The following is a 16659-nucleotide window of genomic DNA, read 5'->3' as shown; positions in this document are numbered from 1 at the left end:
AGTCCCCATCAGCCATCGCATCAAGAAATGCGCCTGGAACGATGACTATCTCATCAATGCCATCACTCATATGCGATAGCCCTGCTGACCAAGGCATGGCCAAAAGAGGAATTGTATGGGTTGACCAGCCAGATCCGCCGCTCAGCAACCTCTATTCCTGCAAACATCGCGGAAGGTTACGGCCGAGACAACAGAGGCTCCTATCAGCAATTTCTTAGGATTGCCCAGGGATCGCTGAAGGAGTTCGAGACACACCTCCAGATCGCTGAACGCATTGGCCTTGCTACGCATGATCAAGCTTATCACGTGCTTTTAGCGACCGAGGGCATTGGGAAAATGCTTCGCCAGCTTATTAACAAACTTGCGCCCGAATAGGTCGCTTACTGCCTACCGCCTACTGCCTACTGCCTACCCACACCACGGGAGCGCCAATATGACCACCATCGCCTTCATCGGCCTCGGCAATATGGGCAACCCGATGGCCGCCAACCTGGTCAAGGCCGGGTATGCCGTGCACGGCTTCGACCTGGCGCCAGAGAACCTCGTCATCGCCAGGGAACACGGCGTCGTCATCATGGCCAACGCCGTTGCAGCGGTGAAAGACGCCGATGCAGTCATCACCATGCTGCCAGCCGGTAAGCATGTTCTGTCGGTTTACGCAGACATAGTGTCCAAGGCAAAAAAAGGCGCGCTGTTCATCGATTCCTCGACCATCGATGTCGAGTCGGCTCGAAAGGCCCATGCCATCGCCGCCAAGCACGGATTGCTGTCGATCGACGCTCCGGTCTCCGGCGGCACGGGCGGTGCGGCGGCCGGCACGCTGACCTTCATGGCCGGCGGTTCGAAGGATGCCTTCGCCAAGGCCGAACCAATCCTCAAGCCGATGGCCGGCCGCATCGTTCATTGCGGCGACGACGGCGCCGGACAGGCGGCGAAGATCTGCAACAACATGATTTTGGGCATTTCGATGATCGGTGTTGCCGAGGCCTTCGTGCTGGCGGAAAAGCTCGGCCTGTCGCACCAGGCGCTGTTCGACGTCGCCTCGACCTCGTCCGGCCAGTGCTGGTCGCTGACCACCTATTGCCCGGTGCCCGGCCCAGTGCCGACATCGCCCGCCAACAATGGCTATAAGCCTGGCTTCGCGGCGGCACTGATGCTGAAGGACCTGAAACTGTCGCAGGAGGCCGCACAGAGCATCGGTGCAGCAACGCCGCTCGGCGCCGAGGCAGCTCAGCTCTATGCGCTGTTCAACGCACAAGGGAATGCCGGTGCCGATTTTTCCGGCATCATTAATTTCCTCCGTGGTAACCCGGCGTAAGCTCCAAGTTCACAGGTTTTCGATCTGCCCAAAGCGGAAAGTCGGCAAATTTAGGTTTGCTTAAGCTCTTGCTAACCCTGCAGTAACGATATGCGTTTAAAACGGATTGCGAGGCGGACATCCGCCCGGCGCTCCGGATCAGGTCTCGCGTACCGGAGCCCGTAAGTTTCGCCTTTAGTTTCGCAAGTGTATTGTTGGCGAAGCGCCATGCGTATCTGGCAAAGCCGCGTTCCGATGGAGCGCGGTTTTTGCGTTTCGCATCCTTCAAGGACAATGAGACGATCGCCGGACGCCCGACATGGAACGCCCGGCGGTCGTTCACCGCTTGCGCAGATCTGCTTCGGCCAGATCGAGCGCCTTTGCGATACGATCGCAGGCCATGTCGATCGTCTCGCGCGTCCAGATCAGCGGCGGCGACAGGATCATCGTGTCGCCGGTGGCGCGTAGCATCATGCCCTGGGCAATTGCGTGGTCGCGAACGGTCACCGCCGCGTTGCCGGCCGGCAGGAAGCGTTCCTTGGTTGCCTTGTCCTTGACGATCTCGATCGCTCCCATCAGCCCGAACGAGCGCACCTCGCCGACCAGATCGTGCCCGCCGAGACGTTCCTGCAAAGCCCTGGCGAAGTAAGGCCCGGTGTCGTTCCTGACGCGCTCGACCAGCCCCTCGCGCTCGATGATCTCGAGGTTCTTCAGCGCCACCGCGCAGGCCACCGGGTGCCCGGCATAGGTGTAGCCGTGATAGAATTCGCCGCCCTTTTCGACCAGCGTCGCCGCGATGCGGTCGCCGACCAGCAGCGCCGACAGCGGCTGATAGCCAGAGGTCAGCGCCTTGGCCGTGGTGATGGTGTCGGGCTCGACATCGAAGGCTTGTGCCGCGAACCACTCGCCGGTGCGGCCGTAGCCGGTGATGACCTCGTCCAGCATCAGCAGGACGTCGTATTTGCGGCAGATGCGCTGCACTTCCGGCCAATAGCTCATCGGCGGGATCTTCACCCCGCCTGCCCCCATCACCGGTTCGCCGATGAAGGCGGCCACCTTGTCGGCGCCAGCTTCGAGGATCGCGTCCTCGACCGCTTTTGCCGCGCGCAGGCCGAAATCATGGTCGCTTTCGCCGGGCAGTGCGAGCTCATAGGCATAGGGCATCATTACATGGACGATGTTGGGCACGGCACCACCGAGCTGCTTGTGCATCAAATCCATGCCGCCGAGCGAGGCGCCGGCGATGGTCGAGCCGTGATAGCCCATCTTGCGCGAGATGATGCGGTTCTTCTCCGGTTTGCCTTCCAGCACCCAATAGTGACGGACCAGGCGCAGCGCCGTGTCGTTGGCCTCCGAACCCGACGAGCCGTAGAACACCTGGTTGATATGCCTTGGCGCGATCTCCGCCAGCTTTTTCGACAGCAGAACCGGCGTCGGCGTCGAGCATTTGAAGAAGGAGTTGTAGTAGGGCAATTCCTTCATCTGGGCGTAGGCGGCGTCGGCCAGCTCGTCGCGGCCATAGCCGACATTGACGCACCACAGCCCTGCCATGCCGTCGAGGATTTCCGTCCCTTCGGAATCGTAGATGAACGGCCCGTTGGCGCGAGTGATGATCCGCGAGCCGGTCTCGCGCATCTCTTTGTGGTCGGTGAACGGATGAAGGTGATGCGCGGCATCGATCTGCTGAAGCTGCTTCAGCGAATAATTCTGGTAGGTCATGTCTGATCTTTCCTCTTGAACCAATCCGGCAGCTTTTGCGCCGGGGCGGATTCGTCAGAGGACAGCGGGCGGCGAATAGCCGATGCGGGCGCACAGCCGCAACAGCTCGGCGCGAAGCGTGCGCGGCGACGGCGTCACCGCGACCCCAAATGCGCAACCCGATTTCGCCAGCCGAGCCATGCATGTACCTTAGGCTGCCTCGAGCCCTCAGTTCAAGCCGTGCCGGTCAAGCGACGCCGGTCAATTGGTGCCAAGTCAATTGGTGCCAGTCAGGGCCCGCTGCAGGAAGACATATTTCATCGCCGCCTGGGCTGCTTGCGGCCGCCGATCGCCGCGTCCGCCATGGCCGCCCTCGGTCTCCTCGAAGAACAGCGTCTTGCCGTGGCCGGCCGCCTGCAGCCGTGCCGCCATCTTGCGCGCATGCCCGGGATGGACGCGATCGTCGGCGGTCGAGGTCATCAGCAACACCGGCGGATAGGCTGCGTCCGTGTCTACATGATGGTAGGGCGAATAGGCGGCAAGCCAGGCTGCCTCTTCCGGCTTCGCCGGATCGCCATACTCGGCCATCCATGACGCGCCGGGCGGCAGTTCGGTGTAGCGCAGCATATCGAGCAGCGGCACGTCGATGATCACTGCACCGAACAATTCCGGGTGCTGGGTCAGCGAGACGCCGGTCAGCAAGCCACCATTCGATCCGCCTTGGATGCCCAGCGTGGCGGGCGTAGCGATACCGCGCTTCACCAGATCTTGCGCGACCGCGGCGAAATCGTCGAAGGCATTCTGGCGATTGGCCTTGAGCGCCGCCTGATGCCAGTTCGGGCCGAACTCGCCGCCGCCGCGGATGTTGGCCTGCACATAGGCATTGCCCTTCTCCAGCCACAGCCTGCCGCGCACGCTGGCATAGCCGGGCAGCAGCGGCACTTCGAAGCCGCCATAGCCGTAAAGCAATGTCGGCACGGGTCCATGCAAGTCGCGCCTCCTGACGACGAAGTACGGGATCATCGTGCCATCCTTCGAGCGCGCTTCGAACTGTTCGGAGACCAGCGACGACGTATCGAAACGCGCCGGCTGCGACTTCACCGTTGTCAGGCCCGCGGCGTTGTCGTCCGACCAGATGATCGAGCTCGGCGTCAGGAAATCGGTGAAGGAGAAGGAGACGCTGGAACCGAAATGCTCGGCATGGCTGATGCCGACATTGCCGTTTTCGGGCAAAGCCACGGGCTTGAACTCCCAGCCGCTGTCGCTGCGCTTGCCGGCGACGACCTTGCCGCGCACATTGTCCATCAAATTGATGAACAGCCGGTCCTGCGTGCGGGCAATACCGGCGATCGAGATACGGTGCGCCGGCTCGAGCACGGTATCGAGGGATCCGAATAGCCCGGTTTCGATCCAGCGCTCGAAATCGAGTGAATAGAGCCCGTCGGGCTTGCACAGCGTGCCGTCCGGCGCCGTCCATGGCGTACGCACGCCGAAGACAAACTGGCCCTTGAACAGTGCTGTATCGGTGACGTCGTCCGGCAACGGGATGCGCCTGTTTTCGCCCGATGGCAGCCGCAGGAAACTGTGCGAGGCGAAGAAGTCGATGGTCCGGGCGAGGAAGACATGACGCTTGTTGCCGTCGAATTCGACGGACCCGCCGGCGGCAAGATCCTGCTTCAACGCCTCGAAGATCGGCGTCGCCGCTTCCAGTGGCGTGCCGCGCCGCCAAAGCTTGACCACACGCGGATAACCGGACTGGGTCTTGTCGTCCTCCTCGAAAGCGGCGGAGACCATAACCGTGTCCTCGTCCAGCCAGCTAAAGCTCGACTTCGAGGCAGGAGCGCGAAAGCCGCCATCGACGAAGGACCTGCTTTCGATATCGAATTCGCGCATCTCGCTGGCATCGCCGCCATCCGGCGACAGGTTGAGTAGGCAGCGGCTGAAGTCGGGGTAGAGCCGACTGGCGCCGCTGAACACCCATTTCACCCCCTCTTTCGCCGCCAGATTATCGAAGTCGATGATCGTCTGCCATTCCGGCTTGTCGGTCTTGTAGGACGCGACCGTGGTGCGCCGCCAGAGGCCGAGTACGTTCGTCCGGTCCTGCCAGAAATTATAGACATAGCCGTTGATAGCGGCCCCGACGGCGATGTTATCCTCGGCCGTCATCAGGTCGAGCGCCGTCTCGAACGACGTCTGATAGGACGGATCACCCTGCAGCTCCCCGACCGTGATCGCATTTTGGCGATGCACCCAGTCGAGCGCCTGCTTGCTCCTCCTGTCCTCCAGCCAGAGAAACGGGTCTTCGGCCGGTGAACCCGGCTGGCCCTTGGTATTCGATTTGGTCATGAGGTCTCCGGTTGAATCGGGCGGCGGCATAGCCAAGATCGACATGGGGCCGCTTATATTCAAGTCGTTCGTCAGAAACGGCGGCTTTCTGGCATTCACGCCATCCGTCTTCGAATGACCGTTACAACTGCCAGCGCCAGGCAAATGGCACCGAGCGTCATTGGCAGGCCGCCGGCGCCAACAACATCCATGGCGCTGCCCGCCAGCGGCGGCACGGCGATGCCGCCGATGCCCCACATCAAAGAGAAGGCGGCATTGCCGGCGACCAGTGCCGAGCCGGTGAACCGCTCGCCGAGCTCGATGATCGACATCGTGTAGATACCGTACGAAACCGCACCCCAGACGAAGACGCACGGCCAGATCAGCGGCGTCTCGATGAGAACCGGCAGCAGCGCGCATCCCAGCACCGTCATCGAAACACAGATGAACCGCACCAGCCGCGCCGTCAGTCGTTCCGCCAACAAGCCGAGCGGCACCTGCATAGCGATGTTGCCGGCGATCATCACTGACAGCAGCGCCGACATGCGCGCTTCCGCAATGCCATAATGTGTTCCGTAGACCGGCAGCAAAGCGAGCACCGCCTGTTCGAAACCGGCGGCCACGATCACCGCCGATAACAGCAGCCACGCCTGCGGCACGAACCCCAGCACCGAAACCCGGTACCCGCTCTCGTCGACCTTGGGCAGCCGTGCCAGCACCGAGGCGAGGCAGGCGCCGCAAAACAGGAATGCGCCGATGCCGACCAGAAACGGCGGCCATCCCACGGTGCCGACCGCAAGCAGGCACAGCGGCCCCCCCGCAAAGCCCGCCGAAATGATGGTCGAATAGATGCCCATGACGCGGCCGCGGCGTGCCGGCGGCGCCAGTGCGATCACCCAGACTTCGCTCAGCACGTAGAGCGGGTTGGTGACGGCGCCGATCAAAAAGCGCAGCGGAAACCACAGATAGACATTTTGGGTCCAGCCGATCAGCGCGAGCACCAGCGCGGAAAGTGCCGCGCACGTAAGCGCGGTGCGCCCTGCCCCGAAACGCCGCGCCAGCGCCGGAACCAGCGGCGACGAGACGATGAAGCCGATCGGCGTCATTGCCGCTGACAGGCCGATTATGGCCGGCGAGACACCCTGGCGCTGCAGGATGAAGCTCAACAGCGGATAGCTCAGCCCTTGCGCGATGGCGAACACCGAGACGGTGGCGATCACGCCGGTGATCGCCGCCCATTGCCCTATTTCGCCGCTGCTTTGTACCGCCCGGTCCATGATGCAGGATTAGCGTTTCGGTTCCGTCGCGGTAAGCACCGGCAAGGAAAACCGCTTGCGCCAGCCGGAACGCGATCAAGAGGCTGGCGATCCAGCCGGCTGCCCCCAGGGCATGTCGCTTCCCTCGCCCTAGTGGTCGCCGCCTCCGCAATGGCCGGACGGCCGGCGGTCCATTATGCCGCCGCATTGCCGCAGCGTACGAGGACTCTTATGACCGCCGCCCTTCAGCCCGCCGAACCGGCACTGGCAAACGACCGCGCCCGTCGCGGCGGCCGCGCGGGGAAGCGTGCCGGCGGATCGACGACGTTTGAGCAGCCGCCGTTTCGGCAGTTGAAGAACCCGCTGACGCCGACCCGGCTGGTTTCCGACGACGAGCTGGAATCAATTCACCTCGCCTCTCTGCGCGTGCTGCGGGAAATCGGCGTCGACGTGCTGCATGACGAAGCCCGGCGCATCATGAAGGCGCATGGCGCCGATGTCCGCGAAGGCAGCGAGCGGGTGCGCTTCGACAGCGACATGATCCTGGAACTGGTAGCGCACTGCCCGCCGGAATTCACCATCCACGCCCGCAACCCGACGCACAATGTGCGCTTCGGCGGCGATAATCTGATCATCTCGATGATGGCGTCGGCACCCAATTGCTCAGACGTCGACCGCGGCCGCCGGCCAGGCAACCAGCAGGACTACCGCAACTTCCTCAAGCTTGCGCAGATGCACAACATATTGAACTGCACGGGCGGCTATCCGGTCGAGCCGATCGACATCCATCCGTCCGTACGCCACCTCGAATGCATCCGTGACCTCGCCACGCTGACCGACAAGATGTTTCACATCTATTCGCTCGGCAAGGAGCGCAACGTCGACGGCATCGAGATCACCAGGATCGCGCGCGGCATCAGCCATGAGCAGTTGCTCGCAGAGCCGTCGGTATTCACCATCATCAACACCAATTCGCCGCTCAAGCTCGACGTGCCGATGATGGAAGGCATCATCCAGATGTCGAGCAAGGGCCAGGTGGTCATCGTGACGCCCTTCACCCTGTCCGGCGCCATGGCGCCGGTGACGATTGCCGGCGCGCTGGTGCAACAGAATGCCGAGGCGCTGTCCGGCATCGCCTTTGCGCAGATGGTGCGCAAGGGCGCGCCTGTCGGCTACGGCGGCTTCACCTCGAATGTCGATATGAAGTCCGGCGCGCCGGCCTTCGGCACGCCGGAATATATGAAGGCGCAGCTGGTCGGCGGCCAGCTCGCCCGCCGCTACAACATCCCCTACCGCACCTCCAACACCTGCGCCGCCAACACGGTCGATGCGCAAGCCGCCTATGAAAGCGTGTTTTCGCTGTGGGGCGCCATCCAGGGTGGCGGCAATCTGATGATGCATGCGGCCGGCTGGCTCGAAGGCGGCCTGCGCTGCTCCTACGAAAAGACCATCCTCGATATAGACCTGTTGCAGATGGTCGCCGAGTTCCTGACGCCGCTCGATCTTTCCGAGGAAGCGCTCGGTTTCGACGCCATCCAATCGGTCGGCCCCGGCGGCCATTTCTTCGGCACCCAGCACACGCAGGACCGCTACAAGACCGCGTTTTACGCGCCAATCATTTCCGACTGGCGCAATTTCGAGAGTTGGGTTGAGGCCGGATCGCCGACCGCACTCGAAAAGGCCAATCGCGTGTGGAAGGAACGGCTGGCGTCCTATGAAGAGCCTTATATGGACCCGGCAATTCGCGAGGAGCTCAACGCTTTCGTCGACAAGCGCCGGGCCGAAGGCGGCGCGCCGACCGATTTCTGATCATTGGTTTGATGAACAGTCGACCCCCGCTCCGTCGAGCTTGGCTCGGCCCCACGCCCCCGCTCGCCCGGGGTGAGGCAGGGGGCGCCCGTTTTACCGCCCGCCCCCGTCCTCACCCTCCGGAGGGGGGAGAGGTGGCGCTGCGAAGCAGCGACGGAGTGGGGGAAGCCGTTCATGAAACGCGTAGTCGCCGCAAAATAGGTACAACCGAGCGAGCACGAAAACTTAGGCAAGCAGGCAATCAGGCGGAAGCACTGCTCTGGCTTGAATTAAAGGCGCGCAAGCTTGGCGGCTATCGCTTTACGCGTCAGTTCTCCATCGGCGCCTTTTTTGCAGACTTCGTCTGCCGCGAAAAATGGCTTGTTGTTGAAATCGACGGACAACAGCACGCCGACAGTTCATATGACCGCCGCCGCGATGATTTCATGCGCGCCCAAGGCTATTCGATCCTGCGTCTTTGGAACCATGACGTCCTGAAACATCGTACTTCCGTCTGTGAAACCATTCTTGCCGCGCTTGATGGCAGGCTGGCCGAAAACATCGCTGTATTCGACCTCCGCTTTGTTTTCGCGCCCCGCTCACTCGATTCAATCTCTTCAAAAACGGAACTATCTTCATGAAATCTCATGCAAAAGCGGTTGTCATCGGCGGCGGGGTCGTTGGCTGCTCGGTGCTCTATCATCTGGCCAAGGCTGGCTGGACCGACATCCTGCTGATCGAGCGTTCGGAGCTCACCTCCGGCTCGTCCTGGCATGCGGCGGGCGGCTTCCATACGCTGAATGGCGATCCCAACGTCGCCAAGCTGCAGGCGTATACGGTGCAGCTTTACAAGGAGATCGAGGAGATTTCCGGCCAATCCTGCTCGCTGCACCTGACCGGCGGCGTGATGATGGCCGACACGCCCGAGCGCATGGACTTCTTGCGGCTCGCCCACGCCAAGGGCCGCTATCTCGGCATGGATACCGAACTGATCACGCCGTCCGAAGCCAAGGCGATGTTCCCGCTGATGGACGAGACGAATTTCGTCGGCGCCATGTGGGATCCGGTCGAGGGCCATCTCGATCCTTCCGGCACCACCCACGCCTATGCCAAGGCCGCCAGGAAGCTGGGCGCCGAGATTGTGCTCCGCAACCGCGTCGTCGAACTGACGCAGGAGGTCGACGGCACCTGGAACGTCGTCACCGAGCAAGGCACGGTCAAAGCCGAGCATGTCGTCAACTGCGGCGGCCTGTGGGCGCGCGAGATCGGTCGCATGGTCGGCGTCGAACTGCCGGTGCTGGCCATGGAGCACATGTATCTCCTGACCGAGCCGATGCCGGAGGTCGAGGAATTCAACAAGTCGACCGGCCGCGAGATGATCGGCGTGCTCGATTTCAAGGGCGAGATCTATACCCGCCAGGAGCGCAACGGTATCCTGCTCGGCACCTATGAAAAGGCTTGCAAGCCGTGGTCGCCGGTCAACACGCCGTGGGATTTCGGCCACGAGCTGCTGCAGCCCGACATCGACCGCATCGCGCCGTCGCTCGAGATCGGCTTCAAGCATTTCCCCGGCATCGAGAAGGCCGGCATCAAGCAGATCATCAATGGTCCCTTCACCTTCGCGCTGGACGGCAACCCGCTGGTCGGCCCGGTGCAGGGCCTGACCAATTTCTGGTGCGCCTGCGCCGTCATGGCCGGCTTCAGCCAGGGTGGCGGCGTCGGTCTCGCGCTGTCGAACTGGATGGTCCATGGCGATCCGGGCTTCGACGTCTGGGGCATGGACGTTGCGCGCTTCGGCGAATGGGCAACGCTGCGCTACACCAATGCAAAGGTGCGCGAAAATTATTCGCGCCGTTTCTCCATCCGCTTTCCCAACGAGGAATTGCCGGCGGCAAGACCGGCGCAGACGACCCCGCTTTACGACACCATGCTCGCCAACAACGCCGTCATGGGCGACAGCTGGGGGCTCGAAACCCCGCTCTGGTTCGCGCCGAAAGGCTCTGAGCCCAAGGACATCGTGTCCTTCCACCGTTCCAACGATTTTGGCCCGATCGGCGAGGAAGTGCGAGCCACCCGCGAGAGGGTCGGCGTCACCGAGATCGCCAACTTCGCCAAATACGAAGTCTCCGGACCAGGGGCCGAGGACTTCCTCAACCGGCTGATGACCAATCGCATGCCGAAGACCGGCCGCATCGTGCTGACACCGATGCTGAACGAGTTCGGCCGGCTGATCGGCGACTTCACCATCGCCAAGGCGGGCGAAGAACGCTTCATGATCTGGGGTTCTTCGGCAGCGCAGAAATACCACATGCGCTGGTTCGAGAAGCATCTGCCGAAGGATGGAAGCATCCGCATCCACCGCTTCGACCAGACGCTGGTCGGGTTGTCGATCGCCGGGCCGAAATCGCGTGACCTGCTGCAGAAACTGGTCGATGTCGACATCTCGACCAAGGCCTTCCGCTTCATGGATTTCCGCGAAATGGCCGTCGGCGGCGCGCCCTGCATGGTCAACCGCATCACCTACACCGGCGACCTTGGCTATGAGATCTGGATGGCGCCCGCCTACCAGCGCCTGGTCTACAAGGCGATCAAGGAGGCCGGCGAAGAGTTGGGCGTTGTCGATTTCGGCATGCGCGCTTTGCTGTCGATGCGGCTCGAGAAGAATTTTCCTACCTGGTTCCGCGAACTTCGTCCGATCTACGGGCCGTTCGAAGGCTCGATGGACCGTTTCATCAAGCTGGAGAAGAACGACTTCATCGGCCGGGAGGCAGCGGCCAGGGAGCAGGCGGCGGGGCCGAAGCTGCGCCGCGTTTCCTTCATCGTCGATGCCGCGGATGCCGACGTCATGGGCGACGAGCCGATCTGGGCCAAGATCGGCGGCAAGGATTACGGCACCGTGGAAAAGCCGCATGGCTATGGCGCGCCGCGCTTCGACGCGGGCGGCAAGGAAGTGCGCGGCTCGAACGCTGCCGAAGGCGCGTCTGCCGTGCGCGGCATTGTCGACGGCGACTGGCGCGTGGTCGGCTGGGTCACGTCCGGCGGCTATGCGCATTATGTCGAGAAGTCGATGGCGCAAGGCTATGTACCGGCAGCGCTTGCCGAGAACGAGAGCGCCGGCCTGTTCGAGATCGAAATCCTTGGCCACCGGCGTCCCGCACGCATCAATGTCCAACCGCCGTTCGATCCGAGCGGCGAAAAGATGAGGACGTAGGCGCAGCCAGCCGGTCGCATTGTGCGGAGCATGCTCTTCATGCTAGCGCAGCCGGCAACACTCTGCTGGCAAGGGCGATGAGATTTCATTGAAGTACAATCTGAGATGGGCCGAGTGGCTGGCCGAGGGACGGATCGGCCCGTTCCCGGCGGCGATCGTCATGGTCGCGGCTTACTTCGCCTTGCAGACCATCATACTGTCCCTGTTGAGCTCTTGGGCGGGAACCGGCGTCGGCATCGATGATGCGGAGCAGCTGATCTATATACCGTATCTCTGGGCGGGATATGGCGGCTCGCAACCACCCCTCTACACCTGGATCAACTGGCTGGCCGCGCATGTTTTCGGCACCAGTATCTTCACGCTGAAGCTCGTCAAATACTCCGTGCTGTTCCTCGCCGCCTGCAGCGTGTTCGCCGCCATGCGGCGGTTTGGCTACACCAAAGCGACAGCGGCGGCGGCCATGTTCGGCCTGTTTACGATCCCGCAGATCGTCTGGGAATCGCAGCGCGCCTTGTCGCATTCCGTCGCCGTCGTCGCCTTCTGCTCGCTGCTCCTGCTTGCCATGGCCTATCTTCTCGAGCGGCGAAGCATGGTCGCCTATGCGGCGTTTGGCTTGGCCACGGCGGCCGCAATTCTTGCCAAATATAATGATGTCTTCCTCGTGGTGGCCCTTGTTGCTGCAGTGCTGTCGCTGCGCGAATGGCGCAGCGTAATCTTCGATCCGAAGTTCGCCATCAGCATAGCGGTCGCGATATTGGTGCTGGCGCCAACCACCTATTGGAGCCTCATGCATCCCGCCGATTTATTGTCGAGAGGCGAGAAGTTCGGAATAGACTCGCAACGAGGGCGCATGGCGGCGGCTCTTGTCGGTGCCGGCAAGTTTATCATGGGAACCTTCAATTTCGCGGTCTTGCCGGTGCTCGTCTCCGCGCTGGCTTTCGGGCTGGCCGGGTTTCGTTTCTCCGAGTGGCACCCGAAAGGTCCGGCTCGGGAAATTCTGTTGCGGCGTACCTTGGCGCTCGGCTTGGCCATGCTTGCGATACTTGTACTGGCCACCGGCGTGACGGTGGTCAAGGATCGCTGGCTGCTACCGGTCCTGTTCATGTTGCCGCCGGCCATCGTCGCCACTATGGAACGGCTGACGCCGCGCGGCAGGAATGCGCAGCTCCTGGTAATCGCGGCTGGAGCGATCATCGCCGTGCTCCTCGCGCCCGCCACCTGGTACGTCCAGATAAACGGGACCAGTGGTCTGTCGCGGATGATCCGCGTGGATTACCCGGCCCTCTATCGCCAACTGACTGCGGACGGACCGGTCAAAACCGCAATATCTGATGGTGCATGGGTCGGAAACCTGCGGCTGGTCGACGAAAAACTGGTCGCACTTGACCAGGAAGTGCCTAATTTCGAAATGCTGATGCAGGAGCCGGCCGTACTCGTCTGGCTTGACCGCGACGATCCGCGTCCGGTCATTTTGGAGCAGCTCAAAGCGGCCGGCTATGAGCCGGACGGCCAGCCGCGGCAAATGATGGTTTCGCTGTTGCGTGGCACCGACAAGTCCACCCGGTCCGGCGCCTATGTAAGATTGAAGAGAATGGCGGTGGGAGGAGCCACGGCGCCAAAAGAAGGCGTTAGCGGAGGAGCCGACGGTGGACAGGAACCCGACTGACCGGCCCCGTCATCACCGCAAGATCATGCCGTTCGAGCCGGACGGCTCGAACGATGTGCTGCGCAAAAAATCGCGGCTGAAGGCCGCTGAACTCAACCAGCATGCGCTGGGCTATGGAGCGCTGGCGGAAGCCGAATGGCAGGCGGCGGGAATTGCTGCCCCTGACCTGCCCGCCATGCGCCGATACCGGCTCGAGCGCATCCGCGCCGAGCTGAAGCGCCGCGACTATGCGGGAGCCTTGCTCTACGATCCGGTCAACATCCGCTATGCCACGGATGCGACCAACATGCAGCTCTGGGTCGCACACAATCGGACCAGGCATTGTTTCGTCGCCACCGATGGCCCGGTGGTGCTGTTCGACTATTTCTCCTGCGAGCACCTTTCCGACCATTCCGGCGTCGTCGACGAGGTGCGGCCGGCGGTGTCGTGGGCTTACCTCTACAGCGGCGAGCTGACCGGTCAAAAAGTCCGCCGCTGGGCAGCCGGCATCGCCGAGCTGGTATTGGAACACGGCGGGGGCAATCGCCGCATCGCAGTCGACCACATCAATCCCGAGGGCATCGAAGAGCTCGCCCGTCTCGGCATCTGGGCCGGCAATGGCGAGGCGGTGATGGAAAATGCGCGGCTAATAAAATCACCCGACGAGATCCTTGCCATGCGCCGGGCGATCGTCGCTTGCGAGGCGGCGATGGGCGAGATGGAGCAGGCGCTGAGGCCTGGCATCTCCGAGAACGAATTATGGGCCGAACTCCATCGCGGCAACATCGCGCGCGGCGGCGAATGGATCGAAACCCGGCTCCTGTCGTCAGGTCCGCGCACCAATCCATGGTTTCAGGAGTGTTCGTCGCGGACGATCGAGGCCGGCGAGCTCGTCGCTTTCGACACCGACCTGATCGGTCCTTACGGCTTCTGCGCCGACCTTTCGCGCACTTGGCTTTGCGGTGACGCGCCGCCCTCGCAGGAGCAGCGCAACCTCTTCCGCGTCGCCGCCGACCAGATCGCCCACAACACGGAGCTGATGCGGCCGGGCATGTCGTTCCGCGACCTCGTCGAGCGCTCGTCGGTGCCGCCGGGAGACTGCTTCCCGGCCCGTTACGGGGTGCTCTATCACGGCGTCGGCCTTGCCGACGAATACCCGACATTGCCGCATGCCAGCGACTGGACCGACGACACTCCGGACGGCGTGCTGGAGCACGGCATGGTGCTTTGCGTCGAGAGCTATATCGGCAGGCTTGGCGGCCATGAGGGCGTCAAGATCGAGGAACAGATCCTGATCACCGAGACCGGCAACGAGAAGCTTTCGACCTACCCGCTCGACGCGCGGCTGCTTGGCGGCTGAGTCTCTCTATGTGAGCGCCGCGATCGCCTCGCGCATCGCAGCGATGATCGTTTCCGGCGTTGTCTTGGCGGTGATGAACGGCAGGCCTTTGCGCCGCCTTGTCCAGCCGACCACCGTCACCTTCTGCGCCGCGGGCTCGAAACGTTGCGCCAGCGCCCAACTCGCGCAGTCGATGGCCGCGACATCCGCCCTGCCCTCGGCAACGGCGACGATCGAAGCGCGGTGGCCACCGCTTTCGCTCTGCTCGGAAAAGAGTTCCAGGCTTTCGCCCAACGCTTCCACGTCGCTTGCCGGTGCAATGATGCCCGACATGGAATCGAGGCTGTTGAAGGTGAAGCGCTTGCCGCGCAGCAGATCGAGCGGGATGAAGGCGCTGCCGTCTGCCGGCGATGCTACCGGTGATGACTCACCGGCTCGCATGACGATGGCGCTCGAATAAAGCTCGCCCTGTCCGCCCTCGAATGCGTCATAGCGCGGCTGGCCGACCAGTTGGACATGCTGCGACAGGCCGAGTTCCATCGGTCCCCAGCAGCTTTGCGCAAAGAGCAACGTGGGATGCAGCCAGACCGCGTGAAAGTCCAGCTCGTCCGGCGGCAATGTTGCCGGGTCGGGCACGGTCAGCTTTCCGGCGGTGTCGCGAACACCGCCAGGCACGGGTGGCAGGTCGCGGTTGCGACGCGTGATAGCCTCCGGCGCGTCGATGCCCTTTTGCCGGAAAGCATCGCGCAGCCGCGCCCACTGCGCGTCGACTTCGTCCCGCGCTTCCGGCCAGTCATACATCGGCAACGCCGCAACGAATTCGCTCATGTCGGGGATTTGACCGTTATGCGGGAAGTTGACAAGTTCAGGAAAGCGTCGTCCGCGCGGAACCGCCTGCAACAACGCAAAATTCACTCTTTCGGCGGCTCGGCGGGTACCGGTGCGCTGCCAAGCCCATTGAGGCTGCGTGCCCTGACACGCGGCTTGAATGCGCGTCCCGGTTCCGGCATGCGCCGCAGCACGGGATGGACGACCGGCTCCTTCGCCTTGAAGGCATAGGCCTTGAGCAACGCGAAATAGTTCGGATAGGCGTAGCCATTGTTCATCCGCAGCCACTCGTCGCGGCGGTCGCGAAACAGTTTCGGCAGCCTGTACCAGGCCACCGTCGGGCTCTTATGATGGACGAAATGTAGATTGTTGTTGAGGAACAGGAAGGACAGCGGCGAGCGCTCGACGATGATCGTGCGGCCTTCCGGATGTTCCGACCATTGGTGCTCGGCGTAGGTGCGGATCGAAATCAGCGATTGTCCCAGCCATACCGGCACCAGAACGTAAAGCCACAATGGCATGCCGAAGCCGAACTGCACGATGGGCAGCACGATGGCGAGGCCGATAGCGTGCAGCAGCCAGGCCTTGCGGACGACCTTGTCGCCCGCGGCAACCTGCCTGGCGTCGTCGATGAAGAAGCCTATGCAGGACAGCCAAGGGCCCAGCACGAAACGGCCGAGCATTGTGTTGTTGATCTTCAGCAGGAATTTCATCGCCGACGGCAGGCCCTCGTGCTGCCAGAGCGCCTTGTAATAGCTTTCGGGATCGTCGAGCGGATCGGTCAGGCGCTCGTCTGCATGGTGGCGCAGGTGAATGGTCTTGAACCGGCGAAACGGCCAGACAAGGCCAATCGGCAGGAACACAAATGCTTCGTTGAGCCGCGCGTTCCGGGTTGGGTGGCCGTGCAGGACCTCGTGCATCAGCGAGGATTGCAGCGTCGCAATCAGGGTCAGAAAGGCGAGCGCCAGCAGCGGGTAGGATGGCCAGAGCAGAAAGCCGGCAGCGAGCCAGCCGCCGTAGCAGAGAAGTGCGAGAAATACGGTCGGCCATTCGATGGCTGCCGCGCCGTGTCGCCTATTGCCCATGCTCGTCATGCTATCGACCACTGCCTTCCAGTCGCCGGAACCCGTTTGATTCCTTACAGCATTGTGTCAGGAGTGTTGCATCGGGGCAACGCGATAAAGCGCACAAACTGCTGCGATTGCGCATTTTCAGCTGCATATGTTATGCATTGTAAACAACGAACCGGATTCATTTACGCCGGAAGCTCCG

Annotated in this window: 12 protein-coding genes; 7 read left to right on the top strand and 5 right to left on the bottom strand. The window is 62.5% G+C overall.

The window, feature by feature from the left end:
• Positions 1 to 75 precede the first annotated feature (75 nt).
• Together NKH80_RS21490 and mmsB are read left to right on the top strand one after the other, a co-directional pair.
• A complete protein-coding gene (locus tag NKH80_RS21490; protein WP_352993345.1) occupies positions 76 to 375 on the top strand; it encodes a four helix bundle protein in 300 nt (99 codons plus the stop codon).
• Positions 376 to 433: 58 nt separating this feature from the next.
• Entirely contained in the window at positions 434 to 1318 is an 885-nt protein-coding gene (mmsB, locus tag NKH80_RS21485; RefSeq protein ID WP_352706010.1) for a 3-hydroxyisobutyrate dehydrogenase, read from the top strand.
• Between the two features lie 318 nt (positions 1319 to 1636).
• Here the strand turns inward: mmsB and NKH80_RS21480 are convergent, their stop codons facing one another.
• The 3 genes from NKH80_RS21480 to NKH80_RS21470 form a co-directional block, all read right to left on the bottom strand.
• Complete coding sequence (locus NKH80_RS21480; RefSeq protein WP_352753450.1) at positions 1637 to 3016, bottom strand: aspartate aminotransferase family protein; 1380 nt, start codon at positions 3014 to 3016, stop codon at positions 1637 to 1639.
• Positions 3017 to 3271: 255 nt separating this feature from the next.
• Positions 3272 to 5341 carry a prolyl oligopeptidase family serine peptidase gene (locus NKH80_RS21475; RefSeq protein WP_352993334.1) on the bottom strand — a complete coding sequence of 690 codons (2070 nt, stop codon included), beginning with the start codon at positions 5339 to 5341 and terminating at the stop codon, positions 3272 to 3274.
• A gap of 95 nt (positions 5342 to 5436) precedes the next feature.
• Positions 5437 to 6597: an MFS transporter gene (locus tag NKH80_RS21470; protein WP_352993332.1), complete on the bottom strand. Its 1161-nt coding sequence runs from the start codon at positions 6595 to 6597 to the stop codon at positions 5437 to 5439.
• Between the two features lie 210 nt (positions 6598 to 6807).
• Here NKH80_RS21470 and NKH80_RS21465 point away from each other — a divergent pair, with 210 nt between their 5' ends.
• The 5 genes from NKH80_RS21465 to NKH80_RS21445 all read left to right on the top strand — a co-directional run bounded on the left by NKH80_RS21465 (position 6808) and on the right by NKH80_RS21445 (position 14580).
• Positions 6808 to 8385 (top strand): trimethylamine methyltransferase family protein, encoded by a 1578-nt coding sequence (locus NKH80_RS21465; RefSeq protein ID WP_352993330.1) that lies wholly within the window; start codon positions 6808 to 6810, stop codon positions 8383 to 8385.
• Between the two features lie 158 nt (positions 8386 to 8543).
• Complete coding sequence (locus NKH80_RS21460) at positions 8544 to 9005, top strand: endonuclease domain-containing protein (RefSeq protein ID WP_352993328.1); 462 nt, start codon at positions 8544 to 8546, stop codon at positions 9003 to 9005.
• The gene (locus NKH80_RS21455) at positions 9002 to 11575 is read left to right on the top strand and encodes a GcvT family protein (RefSeq protein ID WP_352993326.1); all 2574 of its coding nucleotides are present in this window, start codon (positions 9002 to 9004) and stop codon (positions 11573 to 11575) included. Before NKH80_RS21460 ends, NKH80_RS21455 begins: the two co-directional genes overlap by 4 nt.
• 88 nt (positions 11576 to 11663) lie before the next feature.
• A complete protein-coding gene (locus NKH80_RS21450; RefSeq protein WP_352993324.1) occupies positions 11664 to 13241 on the top strand; it encodes an ArnT family glycosyltransferase in 1578 nt (525 codons plus the stop codon).
• A gap of 25 nt (positions 13242 to 13266) precedes the next feature.
• Positions 13267 to 14580 carry a M24 family metallopeptidase gene (locus tag NKH80_RS21445; RefSeq protein WP_352993343.1) on the top strand — a complete coding sequence of 438 codons (1314 nt, stop codon included), beginning with the start codon at positions 13267 to 13269 and terminating at the stop codon, positions 14578 to 14580.
• A 6-nt stretch (positions 14581 to 14586) separates the two neighbouring features.
• On the opposite strand, the gene NKH80_RS21440 is transcribed toward NKH80_RS21445, so the two are convergent.
• Both NKH80_RS21440 and NKH80_RS21435 read right to left on the bottom strand, forming a co-directional pair.
• Positions 14587 to 15387 (bottom strand): phosphate/phosphite/phosphonate ABC transporter substrate-binding protein, encoded by an 801-nt coding sequence (locus tag NKH80_RS21440; RefSeq protein WP_352993322.1) that lies wholly within the window; start codon positions 15385 to 15387, stop codon positions 14587 to 14589.
• A gap of 83 nt (positions 15388 to 15470) precedes the next feature.
• A complete protein-coding gene (locus tag NKH80_RS21435; protein WP_352737204.1) occupies positions 15471 to 16481 on the bottom strand; it encodes a fatty acid desaturase in 1011 nt (336 codons plus the stop codon).
• Positions 16482 to 16659 lie beyond the last annotated feature (178 nt).

Source organism: Mesorhizobium sp. M0904 (assembly GCF_040319475.1).
GTDB lineage: Bacteria > Pseudomonadota > Alphaproteobacteria > Rhizobiales > Rhizobiaceae > Mesorhizobium.
This window is presented reverse-complemented; position numbering and strand designations above follow the sequence as displayed.